Source organism: Streptosporangium sandarakinum, assembly GCF_013409935.1.
GTDB classification, from domain to species: domain Bacteria; phylum Actinomycetota; class Actinomycetes; order Streptosporangiales; family Streptosporangiaceae; genus Streptosporangium; species Streptosporangium nondiastaticum.
In genome coordinates, this window is sequence record NZ_JACCCO010000002.1 from 1,260,092 (window position 1) to 1,277,024 (window position 16,933).

Genomic DNA, 16,933 nt, shown 5'->3' on the forward strand with positions numbered 1-16,933 from the left:
CCGCCCTGAGCGCCGTACGGCTCCCCGGGCACGGGACCGGCCGGAAAAGCGGGACGGCTCCCCGGCCATGGCCGGGGAGCCGTCCGCTCCGTGCGCGGACCCGCGGGTCCGTGCCGGGACCTACTTGGAGGCCCGCAGGTAGTCGCGGTTCATCCGGGCGATGGTGTCCAGCGGGATGCCCTTGGGGCAGACCGCGGTGCACTCGCCGGTGTTGGTGCAGCCGCCGAAGCCCTCGGCGTCCATCTGCTCGACCATGGCCTTGGCGCGGGACTCGCGCTCGGGCTGGCCCTGCGGCAGGAGGCTGAGGTGGGTGATCTTGGCGGCGGTGAAGAGGGAGGCCGAGCCGTTCGGGCAGGCCGCCACGCAGGCGCCGCAGGCGATGCAGGTGGCCGCGTCGAAGGCGTTGTCGGCGTCCTCCTTCTTCACCGGGACGCTGTGCGCGTCGGGCGCGGACCCGGCCGGGACGGAGATGAAGCCGCCGGCCTGGATGATCCGGTCGAACGACGAGCGGTCCACGACCAGGTCCTTGACCACCGGGAACGGCGCGGCCCGCCACGGCTCGATGGTGATGACCGCGTTGTCCTCGAAGTGCCGCATGTGGAGCTGGCAGGTGGTGGTGGCCACCTGCTCGCCGTGCGCGACACCGTTGATGACCATGCCGCACATGCCGCAGATGCCCTCGCGGCAGTCGTGGTCGAAGGCGACCGGCTCGTCGCCCTCCAGGATGAGACGCTCGTTGAGCACGTCGAGCATCTCCAGGAAGGACATGTCAGGAGAGACGTCCTCCACCCGGTAGGTGACCATGCGACCCTTGTCCTGCGGGTCCTTCTGGCGCCAGATCTTGAGGGTGAGGTTCATGCCCGCGGCTCCTTCGCTGCGCTCACTCGCCCGACGCGGGCGTGGACGACGTCGCCGTGCTCGCCGGCTCGCCGAATCACTTGTAGCTCCGCTGGGTCATCTTGACGTATTCGTACTCGAGGGTCTCCTTGTGCAGGACGGGGCCCTCCGGGCCGTGCTCCCAGGCCGCGACGTAGGCGAAGTTCTCGTCGTCGCGCAGGGCCTCGCCGTCGGCGTCCTGCGACTCGGCGCGGAAGTGACCGCCGCACGACTCGGTGCGGTGCAGGGCGTCGATGCACATCAGCTCGGCCAGGTCGAAGAAGTCGGCCACCCGGCCGGCCCGCTCCAGCGCCTGGTTGAGCTCGTCGGCGGTGCCGGAGACCTTGACGTTCTTCCAGAACTCCTCGCGCAGCTCGGGGATCCGCTCCAGCGCCTTGCGCAGCGACTCCTCGGTGCGCTCCATGCCGCAGTAGTCCCACATGAGCTTGCCCAGCTCGCGGTGGTAGGAGTCGGCGGTACGGGTGCCGTCGTTGGTCAGCAGCCGCTCGATCTTCTGGCGCACCGCGGTCTCGGCCTCGGCCACCGCGTCCTCGTCGACCTCCCCGTAGGGGCCGTTCGCGAGATAGTCGCCGATGGTCGTCGGCAGCACGAAGTAGCCGTCGGCCAGGCCCTGCATCAGCGCCGAGGCGCCCAGGCGGTTGGCGCCGTGGTCGGAGAAGTTGGCCTCGCCGATCACGAACAGGCCGGGGATGGTGGACTGCAGGTCGTAGTCCACCCACAGGCCGCCCATGGTGTAGTGCACGGCCGGGTAGATGCGCATCGGCTGGGTGTAGGGGTCCTCACCGGTGATGCGCTCGTACATCTCGAAGAGGTTGCCGTACTTCTTCTCCACCGCGTCGCGGCCGAGCCGCCTGATCGCGTCGGCGAAGTCGAGGTAGACGCCCAGCCCGCCGGGGCCGACGCCGCGGCCCTCGTCGCAGACGTTCTTGGCCGCGCGGGAGGCGATGTCCCGCGGGACCAGGTTGCCGAACGCCGGGTAGATGCGCTCCAGGTAGTAGTCGCGCTCGTCCTCGGGGATCTGCGCGGCCGGGCGGGTGTCGCCCTTCTTGACCGGCACCCACACGCGGCCGTCGTTGCGCAGCGACTCCGACATCAGCGTCAGCTTGGACTGGTAGTCGCCGCTGACCGGGATGCAGGTCGGGTGGATCTGGGTGTAGCACGGGTTGGCGAAGTAGGCTCCGCGCCGGTGCGCCCGCCAGATCGCCGTGGTGTTGCAGCCCTTGGCGTTGGTGGACAGGAAGAACACGTTGCCGTAGCCGCCGGTGGCCAGCACGACCGCGTCGGCGGTGTGCCGCTCGATCTCGCCGGTCACCATGTCGCGGACGATCACGCCGCGCGCCCGGCCGTCCGCGACGATCAGGTCGAGCATCTCGTGACGGGTGTGCATCTTCACGGTGCCGGCCGCGATCTGCCGCTCCAGCGCCTGGTAGGCGCCGAGCAGGAGCTGCTGGCCCGTCTGTCCGCGGGCGTAGAAGGTGCGCGACACCTGGGCGCCGCCGAAGGAGCGGGTGTCCAGCAGGCCGCCGTACTCGCGGGCGAACGGCACGCCCTGGGCCACGGCCTGGTCGATGATGTTCACGCTGACCTGGGCCAGGCGGTAGACGTTCGACTCGCGGGCGCGGAAGTCGCCGCCCTTGACCGTGTCGTAGAACAGCCGGTAGATCGAGTCGCCGTCGCCGCGGTAGTTCTTGGCCGCGTTGATGCCGCCCTGCGCCGCGATGGAGTGCGCCCGCCGGGGCGAGTCCTGGTAGCAGAACGACGTGACGTTGTAGCCGAGCTCGCCGAGCGTCGCGGCGGCCGAGCCGCCCGCGAGGCCGGTGCCGACCACGATGACGTGCAGCTTGCGCTTGTTGGCCGGGTTGACCAGCTTGGCGCTGAACTTCCGCTTCTCCCAGCGGTCCTCGATGGGACCCTCGGGAGCCTTGGTGTCGCGGATCGGCGCGCCCTCGGTGTAGTTCATGGTCATCTCTCGCTCACCGTTCCTCGTTCACCGCGCTGAAGACCTGCCGCGCGGCCTTCGCCGCGCCCGTCGTACGGGTCCCGCTCACTTGATGACTCCGGCCATGACGCCGGCGGGGACCGCGAGGAAGCCGACGACCATCAGCACCGAGACCGTGACGGCGAAGACGTTCAGCCCCCGGTAGCTGCGGCGGCCGGCCCGGCCGAGGGACTGGAAGGCGCTCCACAGGCCGTGGCGCAGGTGCTGGCCGACCGCGAGGACGGCGAGCACGTAGAACAGCGTCACCCACCAGCGCGAGGGGGCGAAGCCCTCCACCAGGCGCTCGTACGGCGTGCCCGTGCCGCCGGCCGGGTTGACCGTGCCGAAGGTGAGATCCAGCAGGTGCCAGATCAGGAAGAGGAAGATCGCGGTACCGCCGTAGCGCATGGCGTGGATGGCGTAGCCGCCCGCCTGGGACTTCCGCCGGACCGCGTACTTGACCGGGCGGGCCTGGCCCGCGCGCCGCGCCAGGGTGATCGCCGCCCACATGTGCAGCACGAGGGCGGCGACCAGCACGATCTCCAGCACGGTCAGCAGGGTGCGGTGCGGGAGGATCGGCTCGCCGAGGGTGCGCAGGGAGGCCGCGTAGGCGTTGAACTCCTCGGCGCCGAGGAAGCTCTTGAGGTTTCCGGCCATGTGGGCGACCAGGAAGAGCACCATGACGGCGCCCGTGACGGCCATCACGGCTTTCTTGCCGGGAGAGGAGCTCAGGAACCCGCCACGCCTCCTGGGCGTCTTCTTGTCAGCGGTGGCGTCGCCGGGGGGATTGATCGACGCGGTGGCGGAGCCGCGCTCAATTGTGGCAGTCACGAACGTGACGCTAGGCAGCGAAAGTTCCCGCCGTCCAAGTCATCGTGAGCCTCGTTTCCATAGCCGCGGGCTATCGACTCTGCGTTCACGCAGGTTGAGAGATCGCGCCAGGCGGCCTGATGCGAGCAATCTCACATGCTCCCCCTCCCCGGGGGCCACCCCGGATCCGCCCCCGGGGTATCCGTACGCTAAAGGCGTGCAGCTCCAGCAACTCGCCTACTTCGTGGCGGTCGCCGAGGCACGGCACTTCACCCACGCCGCCGAGCGGATGCGCGTCGCCCAGCCCTCGCTGAGCAAGCAGATCAAGGCGCTGGAGGCCGACCTCGGGGCGCCGCTGTTCAGCCGTGCCCGGGGGAACGTCACGCTCACCGCCGCCGGCGAGGCCCTGCTGCCGCTGGCCCGGCGGATGCTGGCCGACGCCGACACCGCCCGGCGGGAGGTCGCCGAGCTGGTGGGGCTGCGCCGGGGAAGGGTACGGCTCGGCGCCACGCCCTCGCTGTGCGCCGGGCTGATGGCCGACGCCCTGGCGCGGTTCCACCGCGACTACCCCGGAATCGAGCTGCTGGTGGAGGAGGGCGGCTCCCGCGACCTGGTCCGCGCCCTGGCCCGCGGCCAGCTCGACCTGGCGCTGATCATCATGCCGTTGCAGAGCGACGACCCGGCGCTGGCCACCGAGGAGGTGCTGCGGGAGAACCTGGTCGTCGTCTCCCCCACCGACTCGCCGGTGCGCCGGCCGTACCTGCGGATGGAGGAGCTGCGCGGGCGGCCGATGGTGATGTTCCGCCGCGGCTACGACCTGCGGGAGGCCACGCTCAGCGCGTGTCGCCAGGCCGGGTTCGAGCCGAGGCTGTCGGTGGAGGGCGGCGAGATGGACGCCGTGCTGCGGTTCGTGGAGGCAGGGTTGGGCATCGCGCTGGTCCCGTCGATGGTCCTGGACGGCCGCCCCGGGCTGACCGGCACGCCGCTGGCGCCGCCCGGACTGCAGCGCACCATCGCCATCGCCCGCCGCAAGGACGTCGAGCCCACCCGGGCGGCCCGGGCCTTCCACGACACGCTGCTGTTCTTCCTCGCCGAGGCCGCGCACGACGGCAGCCTGCCCGAGGGGCTGGAGCTGATCACCACCGGGTGAGCGGTCCGGCGTTCTCCCGGGGATCGGCGCCTGCCGGGGGATCGGGGCCTGCCGGGGATCGGGGCCTGCCGGGGATCGGCGTGGCGCCTCCCCCGACGGCGCAACGGAAGTCTCACAACGGCGCAACGGTTTCCCGATCGGCGCGCGGAGGCGGGACGGGCCGTACAGGATGGAAGGCAGGGCGATGGCGGGCGCACCCGGGCCGCCGCCGCCCGGACGGACCATCGAGGGGCCACCAGGCGGTTACGAGAGGGCTGCGGGGCCGCGGACCTGATCACCACACGGTAAGTCCTGGTGTCACACTATTCTTCATACGTTGACAAGGTGCCCCCGATCCATGAAGAGGCGTCCGTGACCGCCCCCTCCAACGACACGCTCACGATCCTCCTCATCGAGGACGACGCGGGCGACGCCTTCCTCGTGGAGGAGCTGCTCGGTGAGTCGGAGAACCCTCCTAAGATCATTTGGGCGCGCTCCCTGGCCGAGACCAGGGAGCGGCTCACCCCCGATGTGCAGTGCGTGCTCGTAGACCTCTCCCTGCCCGACGCCAGCGACCTGGAGGCGCTGGAGCAGGTGCTGTCGATGGCTCCCGACACCGCGGTGCTCGTGCTGACCGGCCTCAACGACACCCACGTCGGCGTCGAGGCCGTCGCCGCGGGCGCCCAGGACTTCCTGGTCAAGCAGGACGTGGAGGCCAGGCTGCTGGCCCGGGCGATCAGCTACGCGATGGAGCGCAAGCGCGCCGACCTGGCGCAGCGCAGCCTCGTCGAGGCCCAGCTGACGGCCAAGGAGAACGCCCGTCTCGAACGCAGGCTGCTGCCGGTCCCGCTGCTGGAGACCGCCGACCTGGAGCACCAGGCCCGCTACCTCCCCGGCCGTCGCCGCGCCCTGCTCGCCGGTGACTTCTGGGACACCGTCCAGGGTCCCGACGGCGCCGTGCACGTCGTCGTCGGCGACGTGTGCGGGCACGGCCCGGACGAGGCGGCCCTGGGCGTGGCGCTGCGGATCGCCTGGCGGACCCTGGTCCTGGCCGGGCACACCGGCAACGAGCTGCTGAGCACCCTCGACTCGGTGCTGCGCCTCGAACGGAAGTCCCCGGAGATCTTCACGACGCTCTGCATCGCCACGATCGACGCCTCCCTGGACCGCGCCCGGATGCACGTGGTCGGCCATCCCCCGCCCCTGCTGATCCGCGACGGCGCGATCGGCGTGCTGCAGGGCACCCCCTCCGGTCCCCCGCTCGGGATCTTCCAGGGCGTCGACTGGTCGGAGATCGAGGTGCCGCTGGGCGACGAGTGGTCGATGCTCCTCTACACCGACGGCCTGATCGAGGCCACCGTGGGCGGCGGCCCCGACCTGCTCGGCACCGAGGGCCTGCTCAGGCTGGTCCACGAGCAGGGCGGCATCCACCTCGACCGGCTCATCGAGCGGGTGATCGAGCTGAACCGCGACGCGCTCAGCGACGACCTCGCCACCGTCCTCATCTCCCGGTCCGGCACGCGGGAGCGGGAGATGGGGTGATGAGCGACCGCGGACGCCTGCGCCCGCTGCCCGCCCCCGAGCCCGCGACGGGCTTCGGCAAGCTGCGGGTCGGGCAGTGGTTCCTGCTCACCGGGGTGCTGATCGCGGCGGCCCTGGCGATCACCGGCCTCTTCGCGGTCGCCTCGATGAAAGAGGTCAACCGGCTGCGGGGCGCCGTGGTCGACGTCGTCGACCCCGCTGCGCTGCGCACCCTGGAGATCTCCAACGCGCTGACCGCGCAGGAGAGCTCCGCGCGGACGTACGGCAGGACGAACGAGGAGCGCTCCCTGCTGGCCTACCGCGCCGCCGTCACCGACGAGGCCAAGGCGATGGCCGAGCTCGAACGGCTGATGCCCCGCATGCCGGAGGGCGACGCGGTCCGCGCCGAGGTCCAGCGGATCAGGGCCGCCGGGGACGCCTGGCGGCGCGACTACGCCGAACCGCTCATCGCCTCGGTGCCGACCTACAAGACCGAGACCGCCCAGCGGATGGCGCCGGTCAACGCCGAGCGGTTCACCGAGGTCCGCCGGTCGCTGGACACCCTCCGGGCGCACCTGAACCGGCTGCACGACGAGGGGAGCGCCCGGCTGAACCGGGGCTGGACTGCGCTCTACGTGGCGCTCGGCGTGATCGTCGCCGTCCTGGTGCTGGCCGGGATCGGCGCGTTGCTGATCGTGCGCTTCGCCGTACTGCGCCCGCTGGCCGAGCTGACCGAGCAGGTCCGCGCGGTCGGCCAGGGGGACTTCGACCACCGACTGAAGGTCGAGCGGCCGTCGGAGCTGTCGGAGCTGTCCGGGCACGTCGACGCCATGCGCCGCCGCATGCTGGCGGAGTGGCGGCGCGCCTCCGAGGCGCAGGCCAAGCTGGAGGAGCAGGCCGCCGAGCTGCGGCGCTCCAACAGCGAGCTGGAGCAGTTCGCCTACGTCGCCAGCCACGACCTGCAGGAGCCGCTCCGCAAGGTGGCCAGCTTCACCCAGATGCTCGACCAGCGCTACGGCGACCAGCTCGACGCCCGCGCCAAGCAGTACATCGCCTTCGCCGTGGACGGCGCCAAGCGCATGCAGCTCCTCATCAACGACCTGCTCGACTTCTCCAGGGTCGGCAGGATCGGCGGGGAGATGACCACGCTCGACGCCGACGCGCCCCTGCGGGCCGCGCTGAAGAACCTCGCCGCGCCCATCGAGGAGGCCGGCGCGACCGTGACCTCCGACGAGCTGCCCGTGGTGCGCGGCAACCGGTCCCAGCTCACCCAGCTCTTCCAGAACCTCATCGGCAACGCGGTGAAGTTCCGCTCGGAGGAGCCGCCGAAGATCCACATCGGCGTGCGGCGCGACGGTGACGTGTGGGAGTTCTCCTGCGCCGACAACGGCATAGGCATCGACGGCAAATACACTGAACGCATCTTCCTGATCTTCCAGCGTCTGCACGGCCGGGACGCCTACGCCGGCACCGGTATCGGGCTGGCCCTTTGCAAGAAGATCGTCGAGTACCACGGCGGCCGGATCTGGGTGGAACAGCCGGCGCCCGGCACGACGGGGACGACCTTCAAGTGGACCCTTCCTGATGGAGAGACTCATGAATGACCTGCGCTGGATCGACGTGCTCCTGGTCGAGGACGACCCGGGTGACGTCCTCCTGACCAAGGAGGCGTTCGAGCTCAACAAGGTCCGCAACAAGCTGCACGTCGTCAACGACGGCGAGCAGGCCATGGCCTTCCTGCGCCAGGAGGGCGAGTACGCCGACGCCCCCCGGCCCGACCTGATCCTGCTCGACCTCAACCTCCCCCGCAAGGACGGCCGGGAGGTGCTGCAGGACATAAAGTCCGACGAGAAACTGCGGGGCATCCCCGTGGTCGTGCTGACGACGTCGGAGTCCGAGGAGGACATCCTGCGCAGCTACAACCTGCACGCCAACGCCTACGTCTCCAAGCCCGTCGACTTCGACCAGTTCATCAGCGTGGTCCGGCGCATCGACGACTTCTTCGTGACCGTGGTCAAGCTGCCCAACAGCGGCCAGCGGTACTGACCTCTCCTCCCTCCCTGTCCCGCGCGGCCGGCGCGGGGCCGCCACCCGCCGCGGCCCCGCGGGCCCGCCCGCCGTTCCTTCGCGTTCCGCCACACGCGCCCCTCCGGCCCCGCCTCGCGCCCGCTCGCGGCTCTCCGATCTCGCCTCTCACGTCCGCCCGCGGCCCTTCGGTCCCGCCTCGCGCGCCCGCCTCGCGCGTCCGCCCGCGCCCGTCCTCACCGGCCCGCTTCGCCGGTCTGCCGGCCTTCGGCGCCGCCGGCCGCCGTGACCGACGATCTCCCCACGTCCCGCCCTCGCGGACGGCCTTGACCGGCCGGTGACTTCTTCCTGACCAACGTGACGGGAATCACACCGAGAGCGGGAAAATGTGAGTGACCTTTCTCACACAACCCCCGGGCCGCGCCGTAACGTATCCCCCACCAATACACGCGCGCACGCTGAGCCGGCGCGACGAAGGCCTCCGGCGCGACGCACAAATTAAATGACCCGGACCCCACGGCAGCAGGGTTCGCGGGAGGTGGAGAGGTCAAAAATGACCCAGACAACGGCCGAGAGCACGGCCAGAAGGCAACGTGCGCAGATCAAGGAACGCACCCTGCGGACGGACCAGTGGTGGCGCTACCCCCTGGTCACCTTCATCATCTTCATGGCGTTCCTGATCTACGCCACGTGGGCGATCTTCGATAAGAGCTTCTTCGTCTCCCCGTATCACGCGCCGTTCGCCTCCCCGTGTCTGGCGCAGGCGACCTGCCCGGAGGAGGCCCGGCTGTTCGGCTTCGCGCCGTTCGGCGACTGGTACACCCTGCCGCCCGGCCTGCTGATCCTCGGCCTGCCCGCCGGGTTCCGCTTCACCTGCTACTACTACCGCAAGGCCTACTACCGCGGCTTCTGGCTCTCGCCCCCGGCGTGCGCGGTGGGCGAGCCGCACCGCCGCTACACCGGCGAGTCCCGCTTCCCGCTGATCCTGCAGAACATCCACCGCTACTTCTTCTACGCGGCGATCGTGATCGGCCTGATCCTCGCCATCGACGCGGTGAAGGCCCTCATCGGCAAGCCGGACGGCCTCGGCACGTGGATCCTGATCATCAACGCCGTCTTCATCAACCTGTACACGCTGTCGTGCCACTCCTGCCGGCACATCACGGCCGGGCGCCTGAACCACTTCTCCCGGCACCCCGTCAGGTACCGGGCCTGGGGCTTCGTCTCCAAGCTCAACGCCAAGCACCAGGAGCTGGCGCTGATCTCGATGTTCACGGTCATGGGAGCCGACCTCTACGTCCGGCTGGTCGCCAAGGGCATCATCAACTTCCCGTTCGCATAAGGATCTGCTGTGGAAATCGAGCGTCACGAATACGACGTCGTCGTCATCGGGGCCGGCGGCGCGGGGCTGCGGGCGGCCATCGAGGCCCGCCAGCAGGGCAAGCGGACCGCGATCATCTGCAAGTCGCTGTTCGGCAAGGCGCACACCGTCATGGCCGAGGGCGGCGCCGCCGCCGCCATGGGCAACGTCAACAGCGACGACAACTGGATGGTGCACTTCCGCGACACCATGCGCGGCGGCAAGTTCCTCAACAACTGGAGGATGGCCGAACTTCACGCCAAGGAGGCGCCGGACCGGGTCTGGGAGCTGGAGGCGTGGGGCGCGCTGTTCGACCGCACCAAGGACGGCAAGATCAGCCAGCGTAACTTCGGCGGTCACGAGTATCCCCGGCTGGCCCACGTCGGCGACCGTACAGGCCTGGAGATGATCCGCACCCTGCAGCAGCGGGTCGTCGCGCTCCAGCAGGAGGACGAGCGGCGGCACGGCGACGCGGAGGCCTACATCAAGGTCTTCGCCGAGTGCACGGTGACCCGCCTGCTCAAGGACGGCGACGCGATCTCCGGCGCCTTCGGCTACTGGCGGGAGAACGGCAGGTTCGTCCTCTTCGACGCCCCGGCGGTCGTGCTGGCCACCGGCGGCATCGGCAAGTCCTACGTGGTGACCTCCAACTCCTGGGAGTACACCGGGGACGGCCACGCGCTGGCGCTGCTGGCCGGGGCCAAGCTGATCAACATGGAGTTCATCCAGTTCCACCCCACCGGGATGGTCTGGCCGCCGTCGGTCCGCGGCATCCTCGTCACCGAGTCCGTACGCGGTGACGGCGGGGTGCTGAAGAACTCCGAGGGCAGGCGCTTCATGTTCGACTACATCCCCGAGGTGTTCAAGGACAAGTACGCCACCACCGAGGAGGAGGCCGACCGCTGGTACACCGACCAGGCGGGCAACCGCCGTCCCCCGGAGCTGCTGCCCCGTGACGAGGTGGCCCGCGCCATCAACTCCGAGGTCAAGGCCGGTCGCGGATCACCCCAGGGCGGCGTCTTCCTGGACGTCTCCAGCCGGCTGCCCGCCGCCGAGATCACCCGGCGGCTGCCGTCGATGCACCACCAGTTCAAGGAACTGGCCGACGTCGACATCACGAAGGAGCCCATGCAGGTCGGCCCGACCTGCCACTACATCATGGGCGGCGTCGAGGTTGACGCCGACACCGGTGCGGCGTCCGTCCCCGGCCTCTTCGCGGCCGGTGAGGTCTCCGGCGGCATGCACGGCTCCAACCGGCTCGGCGGCAACTCGCTGTCCGACCTGCTGGTCTTCGGCCGCCGCGCGGGCGCCGGAGCCGCCGCCTACGTCGACGGCCTCCGGGCGCGACCCAAGGTCGCCGACGACGCGGTGGAGGCGGCCAGGGCCGAGGCGCTGGCGCCGCTGGAGCGGTCGGGGGAGAACCCCTACGTGGTCCACCAGGAGCTGCAGCGGACGATGAACGAGCTGGTCGGCATCATCCGCAGGTCCGAGGAGATCACCGAGGCGCTGGAGGCGGTGGGCAAGCTCAAGGAGCGGGCCGAGCACGTCGGGGCGACCGGGAGCCGGATCTACAACCCCGGCTGGCACCTCTCCCTCGACCTGCGCAACATGCTGCTGGTCTCCGAGTGCGTGGCCAAGGCGGCCCTGCTCCGCGAGGAGAGCCGCGGCGGCCACACCCGCGACGACTTCCCGGGCATGTCGCCGGAGTGGCGCCGCAGACTTCTGTCCTGCGCCCTGGGCCCGGACGGTTCGGTCACGGTGGAGGAGGAGGTCCAGCCGTCCATGCGCGGTGACCTGATCAGGCTCTTCGAGCGCGACGAGCTGAAGAAGTACATGACGGACGAAGAGCTGGCCGACTTCGACGCGTTGGTCAAGGAGTGACCATGAGTTACAAGGCGAAGTTCCGTGTGTGGCGGGGCGAGGGCGGCGAGGGACGGCTGGAGGACTTCACCGTCGAGGTGAACGACGGCGAGGTCGTCCTCGACATCATCCACCGGCTCCAGGCCACCCAGGCGCCCGACCTCGCGGTCCGATGGAACTGCAAGGCCGGCAAGTGCGGCTCCTGCTCCATGGAGATCAACGGCAAGCCCCGGCTCGGCTGCATGACCCGGATGTCCACCTTCGCGGAGGACGAGACGATCACCGTGACGCCCATGCGGGCGTTCCCGGTGATCAAGGACCTGGTCACCGACGTCTCGTTCAACTACCAGAAGGCCAGGGAGATCCCGTCCTTCACCCCGCCGTCGGACGTGAAGCCGGGCGAGTACCGCATGCAGCAGATCGACGTCGAGCGGTCCCAGGAGTTCCGCAAGTGCATCGAGTGCTTCATGTGCAACAACGTCTGCCACGTGATCCGTGACCACGAGGAGAACAAGCCGGCCTTCGCCGGTCCGCGCTTCCTCATGCGGATCGCCGAGCTGGACATGCACCCCTACGACGTGGCGGACCGCAAGGACGCCGCGCAGGAGGAGCACGGCCTCGGCTACTGCAACATCACCAAGTGCTGCACCGAGGTCTGCCCGGAACACATCAAGATCACCGACAACGCGCTGATCCCGATGAAGGAGCGCGTCGTCGACCGGAGGTACGACCCGCTGGTCTGGCTCGGCAACAAGATCTTCCGGCGTTCCGACGCGAAGCGGTGATCCCCTCCCCCGGCGGGTGATCACCGTCCACGGCGTCCGCTGACGGCGCCGGTGTCCACTGACGGCGCCGGCCACGCACCCGCGTGGCCGGCGCCGCCGCTTTTCACCCGGCGGGAGATCGTACGGGTCCGGCGGGACGCGCCGGGCCAGGCGGCCGTCCGGGCCCGTGGAACGGCCGTGCTCAGCGGCCGTCCTGGCGGAACCCGCGACGAGCGGCCATGATGAGCGGCCGTTCTGGCGGAACCGCCGTGACGAGCGGCCGTCGGGGCCCGCGGTAGGCGTCAGGACGAGCGGCGGAAGAGCCCGCGCTTCTTCCTGCCCTCGGCCCGCTCCGGCAGGGGATGCGTCACCGTACCCGTCGGCCCGGCACCGGAGGGTGCTCCGGGAACCGGTTCCTGGCCGGGGAACGCCCCGGGAACCGGCTCCTGACCGGAGGGCGCCTCGGCGAAGCCGGGCTCCCGGCCGGAAGACGGCAGCTCCCCGGGGCCGGGTTCGAGGGTGGAGGCGGCTTCCGAGCCGGGCCGCGGCCCATCCGTCGGACCCGTCGGACCCTCCGTGCCGGATCGTGCCTCATCCGTCAGGCCCTCGCCGGGCCGTGCCCCACCGGCGGGCGGCCGGGCCGGTTCGAAGAAGCCCCGGGCGTGGTCGCCGGGCTCTCCCCGCTCCGGGGAGGACGGCGAGCCGCCGCGGTCCACGCCCGCCTCACCGGAGGGACCGGGGTGGCCGGCCGCCCCACGGGGCAGGTCGTCGTCCCCCTCACCGGGAGGGAGATCGCCGGGACCGGCGGGCCGGGCGGCCGGGCCGGGGAAGGCGTCCTCGTCCAGGGGGTGGAAGGTGCCCGGGACGTCGGGCGCCATCGCCTCGTCGTGCACCGCGCCGTACATCCCGTCATGCTCCGCCGGGCCGTACGGCTCCGCGTACGGCGGATATCCGGCGGGCGCGTGCTCATGACCCGGCGGCGGATATCCGGCGGGCGCGTGCTCGTGGCCGGGCGGCAGGTAGGCCGTCCCGTACGGCTGCCCGCCGTACGGGTGCTCGTACGGCCGGCCGTACGCCTCGGGGGCGTAGCCCTCGGGGTACCCCTGCGGGTACATGTGCATGGGCACCAGGCTGACGATCGGGGCGTAGGCCGTGCCGCCCTGGTAGGTCCCCGGCGGGAAGCCCGGCGCGGCCGCGTAACCCGGGCCGGCGGGGTAGGCCGCGGGACCGGCGGGGTAGGCCATCGGGTCGGCCGGGCCGCGGTAGGCCGGAGAACGGGGGCCCGCCCGGCGGACGGCCGCCGCGTGGGCGAGGCGGCGCAGTCTGCCCTCGAAGATCAGTACGGCGAACAGCACCAGCAGCACCAGGATCAGCGCCGGGATGGCGAGCTGGCCGCTCAGCGTGGCGCTGTCGAACTCCGAGCCCGCGTTGCGGATCTCGTGGCGGACCGGCGCGGGAGCGGTCTCCTCCAACGGGGTGTCGCTCGGCTGCGGCGTGGCGGTGGGGACCGTGGTCGGCTGCGGCTGCGTCTCGGTGCTGGGGAACGACGGATCCGGGTCGCTGGTCGTCGGCGGCGTCACCGGCTCGTTGGCGGGGGTGGTGGGAGGCGGTTCGACGGGGGGCGCGGCGGTCTGCTGCGGCGCCGGCACCGTCACGGTCTCGCGCACGGTCTTCGTCGGCTTCGGAGTCTTCGTCGGTTTCGGAGGGACGATGACCGTGGTGTGCACCGTCCGGGGAGCCGGCTTCGGCGGAGCGGGGGGCGCCTCCTCAGGGGACGCCGTGACCGTGACCGTGACGACCGGCGTGGGCTCCTCCTCGCACGGAGCGGCGGGGTCGGTGCCGCACCCCGGGACCTCATCGGGGGTGTCGGCCACCAGCACGGTCGCCGGATCGGAGATCGGAGCGGTGAGCGGCGCGGCAGCAAGAAGCACCGCACCGCTCAGTCCGAGAGACATGGCGACGGCGGATAAAGCCGCCGTCCGTCGCGATCGCGCCAACCGTGCCCTCCGCGAATTTCCCAGCCTTAAACCCGCCAAGGAAATACTAGTTGGGCAAAAGTAACAGTAAACCGCTTTCTACGATACGGGTCGCCAGTTGCGCCGACGCTGGATCCTCATCCGGAGCCAGAGCAGGAGCAGCAGGCCGCCGACCGCCGCCCCGACCGCGGGCAGGCCCCGCACGTCGGACAGCACCGAGCTCGACCGGTTCGCCGACTCGATCTTCGTGTTCGACCCGTCGAGCTCCTGGGGAAGCGGTGCCCCCGGCGGCATCGCCAGCGGCGACGGAGCCCCGGGCACGCCCGGTGTGACGGGGGCACCCGGGACGCCGGGGGTCATCGGCGTGCCGAGACCACCCTGCTGGGGGTATCCCGGCTGCGGGTATCCCTGCTGGGCGGGCGGCTGCCCGAGCTGTCCCGGCTGTCCCATCTGGCCGGGCTGCCGGGGCGGCACCGGCATCTGGCCCGGCGGAATCTGCCCCTGCGGGAACATGGGCGGCGGCCCCATCTGCGGCGGCACCTGGGGAAGGGCCGGCATCTGCTGCGGCATCACCGGCATCTGGCGAGGCATCGGCGGCATCTGCTGGGGCATCGGCGGCATCACCGGGAGCTGCCCCATCTGCGGCGGCATCTGCTGGATCGGGGACAGCCGCATGCCGACGGCCCCCTGCCTCCGGGCTCCCCGCTGGGCCGCGCCGTTCCTGAGCGTCGCCCTCGGACCCTGGAGCCCCGGGACGGCCTGCGGCTGGGTCGCCATCGCCGTCCGCGGCACCCGCGGGCCCCGGGCGGAGCCGCGGGACGCGCTCCCCTGCCCCGGCGCGGCACCCGGCTCCTGGACGGTGGACGCCTGGGAGGCGGGGTCCTCGTAGACCGGGAGGTTGCGCCGGGACGCCGGGATGTCCTCCAGGACCATCGGCATGCCCCGGCCCTCCGAGCCCGCCGGCCAGGAGCTCGAACCCGGGTCCGCGGCGAGGGCCCTGGTCTCCGGCAGCGCCGCGCCGCTCTGTGCGGCCGGCCTGCCGGGTGGGAGGGCCGTGCCGGGCCGGGAGAGCAGGTTCGTCCGCTCGTCCGGGAGCATCCCGGCGGCCTGGCCGGTGTCCCGCGCGCGCTCACCGAACATGCCGGGCATCGCCTCGGGGGCCGCCCCGGTGAGGGCGGAACCTCCGGTCTGCGGCGCCCGCGTGGTCCCGGCGGTGCTCGCCGCCACGTCTCCGGCGCCTCCCGTTCCGGTGCGCACCGCGTCTCCGGCGGCTCCGGCGGCCCCGGGCGCCGCGGTGCCCGCCGAGTCCCCGGTGGGCCCGGCCGCGCCGGCACCCCGGGCGCCGGCGTCCTGAACGCCGGTCACCCGGGCCTCTCCGGCGCCCGTCCCGGCTCCGGAGCCCGTGGCGTCGGAGGCCGTGACGTCGCCGGAGCCTCCCGAGCCCGGGACCGCTCCGGCCGCGTCGGTGCTTCGCGCGCTGCCCGGGACCGGGGTCCGCCCATCGGGAGTCGCGGCCCCCGAGGTGGTCCCCTCCGCGGCGCCGTCCATGGCGCCGTCCATGACGCCGTCCACTGCGCCGGGGCGCTGCGCGGTCCGCGCCGGGAGTCGCATCGTGGTCCGCGCGGTCCGGGTCACCCACTCGCCCCGGGCATCGCGGATGCGCGCCACCGCGGTCAGCTGAACCTCCTGGGCCTCCTCCGGCGCGCGCAGCACCACGTCGACGGGCACGTGCTCACCGGCCTTCGCCATCGAGCAGCTCAGCGCGCCCCCCGCCGCCCGGTCGCTCTCCGCCGGGGCGCCCACCGGAGCCCCCGCGGTGTCCGCCGCCGAACCGGCCGCCGGATCCGCCGCCGAACCGGCCGCCGAACCGGTCACCTGACCGGCTCCGGCGTCCCGGACCCCGGAGACGCCCGCCGGGACGGCCTCACCCTTCTCCGCCGGACCGGCCGCCGGACCGGTCGCCGGACCCGTCCCGGTGCCCCGGAACCCGGCGGCGCCCGCCGTGTCGTCCCTCAGCGGGGCGTCCGCCGCCGGCGCGGCCGCGAGCGGGCCGTCGCCGGACCCGACCGCCTCGGGAAGGCCCGCCGGGCGGAAGGCCGCCGCGCGGGCGCCACCCGCCGCGGGAGCCTCCTGCGCGTCCGGCGCGGCGGCCGGGACGTCCCGGCCGGGCCCCTCGGCCACCGGGGCCCCCTCCACCGCCGGCGCGGCCCCGCGCGGGCAGTCGACGTCCTTGAGCGCCTCGGCGGGTTTCGAGGAGACGGCCAGCCACGCCTCGTCACCGGCCCCCCGCAGCCACAGCCGGAACCGGAGCTCGTCGGCGGCGGCCCCGGACGCCGCGGCGGGGTCGCCCGCCGCCACCGCCGACGCGTCCGCCGCCACCGCCGACGCGTCCGCCGCCACCGCCGGGGCGTCCGCCGCGACCTCCCCCGGCATCGACCCGGCCGACCCCGGTGTCACGTCCGCGTACGCGGCCGGGACGCCGCCCAGGATGAGGGCCCCCGCCCCCACCGCGGACGCGACCCGGGCACGTTGCAACCACTCGGTCACCGCATCTCTCCGATCCCCCGTTACGAACGCGCATGATCAGCACGTTGAGCAACGACAAGCCTACCG

12 protein-coding genes are annotated in these 16,933 nt (G+C 72.0%); 7 read left to right on the forward strand and 5 right to left on the reverse strand.

Annotated features, from left to right (window positions below):
* Nucleotides 1-120: 120 nt before the first annotated feature.
* The 3 genes from HDA43_RS24100 to HDA43_RS24110 form a co-directional block, all read right to left on the reverse strand.
* On the reverse strand, nucleotides 121-858 hold the full coding sequence (locus tag HDA43_RS24100) for a succinate dehydrogenase/fumarate reductase iron-sulfur subunit (protein WP_179825386.1): 738 nt from the start codon (nucleotides 856-858) through the stop codon (nucleotides 121-123).
* 76 nt (nucleotides 859-934) lie between these two features.
* The gene (locus HDA43_RS24105; protein ID WP_179825388.1) at nucleotides 935-2,863 is read right to left on the reverse strand and encodes a fumarate reductase/succinate dehydrogenase flavoprotein subunit; all 1,929 of its coding nucleotides are present in this window, start codon (nucleotides 2,861-2,863) and stop codon (nucleotides 935-937) included.
* Between the two features lie 78 nt (nucleotides 2,864-2,941).
* Entirely contained in the window at nucleotides 2,942-3,706 is a 765-nt protein-coding gene (locus HDA43_RS24110) for a succinate dehydrogenase cytochrome b subunit (RefSeq protein ID WP_179825390.1), read from the reverse strand.
* Nucleotides 3,707-3,902: 196 nt separating this feature from the next.
* Here HDA43_RS24110 and HDA43_RS24115 point away from each other — a divergent pair, with 196 nt between their 5' ends.
* The 7 genes from HDA43_RS24115 (at nucleotide 3,903) to HDA43_RS24145 (ending at nucleotide 12,365) form a co-directional block, all read left to right on the forward strand.
* The gene (locus HDA43_RS24115; RefSeq protein ID WP_179825392.1) at nucleotides 3,903-4,835 is read left to right on the forward strand and encodes a LysR family transcriptional regulator; all 933 of its coding nucleotides are present in this window, start codon (nucleotides 3,903-3,905) and stop codon (nucleotides 4,833-4,835) included.
* Between the two features lie 324 nt (nucleotides 4,836-5,159).
* Entirely contained in the window at nucleotides 5,160-6,356 is a 1,197-nt protein-coding gene (locus HDA43_RS24120) for a PP2C family protein-serine/threonine phosphatase (RefSeq protein ID WP_312873513.1), read from the forward strand.
* Nucleotides 6,356-7,939 carry a sensor histidine kinase gene (locus tag HDA43_RS24125; protein WP_218912390.1) on the forward strand — a complete coding sequence of 528 codons (1,584 nt, stop codon included), beginning with the start codon at nucleotides 6,356-6,358 and terminating at the stop codon, nucleotides 7,937-7,939. The genes HDA43_RS24120 and HDA43_RS24125 overlap by 1 nt, the downstream gene beginning before the upstream one ends.
* Nucleotides 7,932-8,381 carry a response regulator gene (locus HDA43_RS24130; RefSeq protein WP_179825394.1) on the forward strand — a complete coding sequence of 150 codons (450 nt, stop codon included), beginning with the start codon at nucleotides 7,932-7,934 and terminating at the stop codon, nucleotides 8,379-8,381. Before HDA43_RS24125 ends, HDA43_RS24130 begins: the two co-directional genes overlap by 8 nt.
* A 532-nt stretch (nucleotides 8,382-8,913) precedes the next feature.
* Nucleotides 8,914-9,702 (forward strand): succinate dehydrogenase subunit SdhC, encoded by a 789-nt coding sequence (sdhC, locus tag HDA43_RS24135; protein ID WP_179825395.1) that lies wholly within the window; start codon nucleotides 8,914-8,916, stop codon nucleotides 9,700-9,702.
* 9 nt (nucleotides 9,703-9,711) lie between these two features.
* A complete protein-coding gene (locus HDA43_RS24140) occupies nucleotides 9,712-11,601 on the forward strand; it encodes a fumarate reductase/succinate dehydrogenase flavoprotein subunit (protein WP_179825396.1) in 1,890 nt (629 codons plus the stop codon).
* Between the two features lie 2 nt (nucleotides 11,602-11,603).
* Complete coding sequence (locus HDA43_RS24145; protein ID WP_179825397.1) at nucleotides 11,604-12,365, forward strand: succinate dehydrogenase/fumarate reductase iron-sulfur subunit; 762 nt, start codon at nucleotides 11,604-11,606, stop codon at nucleotides 12,363-12,365.
* Between the two features lie 281 nt (nucleotides 12,366-12,646).
* Here the strand turns inward: HDA43_RS24145 and HDA43_RS24150 are convergent, their stop codons facing one another.
* Together HDA43_RS24150 and HDA43_RS24155 are read right to left on the reverse strand one after the other, a co-directional pair.
* Nucleotides 12,647-14,299 carry a hypothetical protein gene (locus tag HDA43_RS24150; protein ID WP_179825398.1) on the reverse strand — a complete coding sequence of 551 codons (1,653 nt, stop codon included), beginning with the start codon at nucleotides 14,297-14,299 and terminating at the stop codon, nucleotides 12,647-12,649.
* Between the two features lie 120 nt (nucleotides 14,300-14,419).
* Entirely contained in the window at nucleotides 14,420-16,867 is a 2,448-nt protein-coding gene (locus HDA43_RS24155) for a PAT1 family protein (RefSeq protein WP_179825399.1), read from the reverse strand.
* Nucleotides 16,868-16,933: the final 66 nt, after the last annotated feature.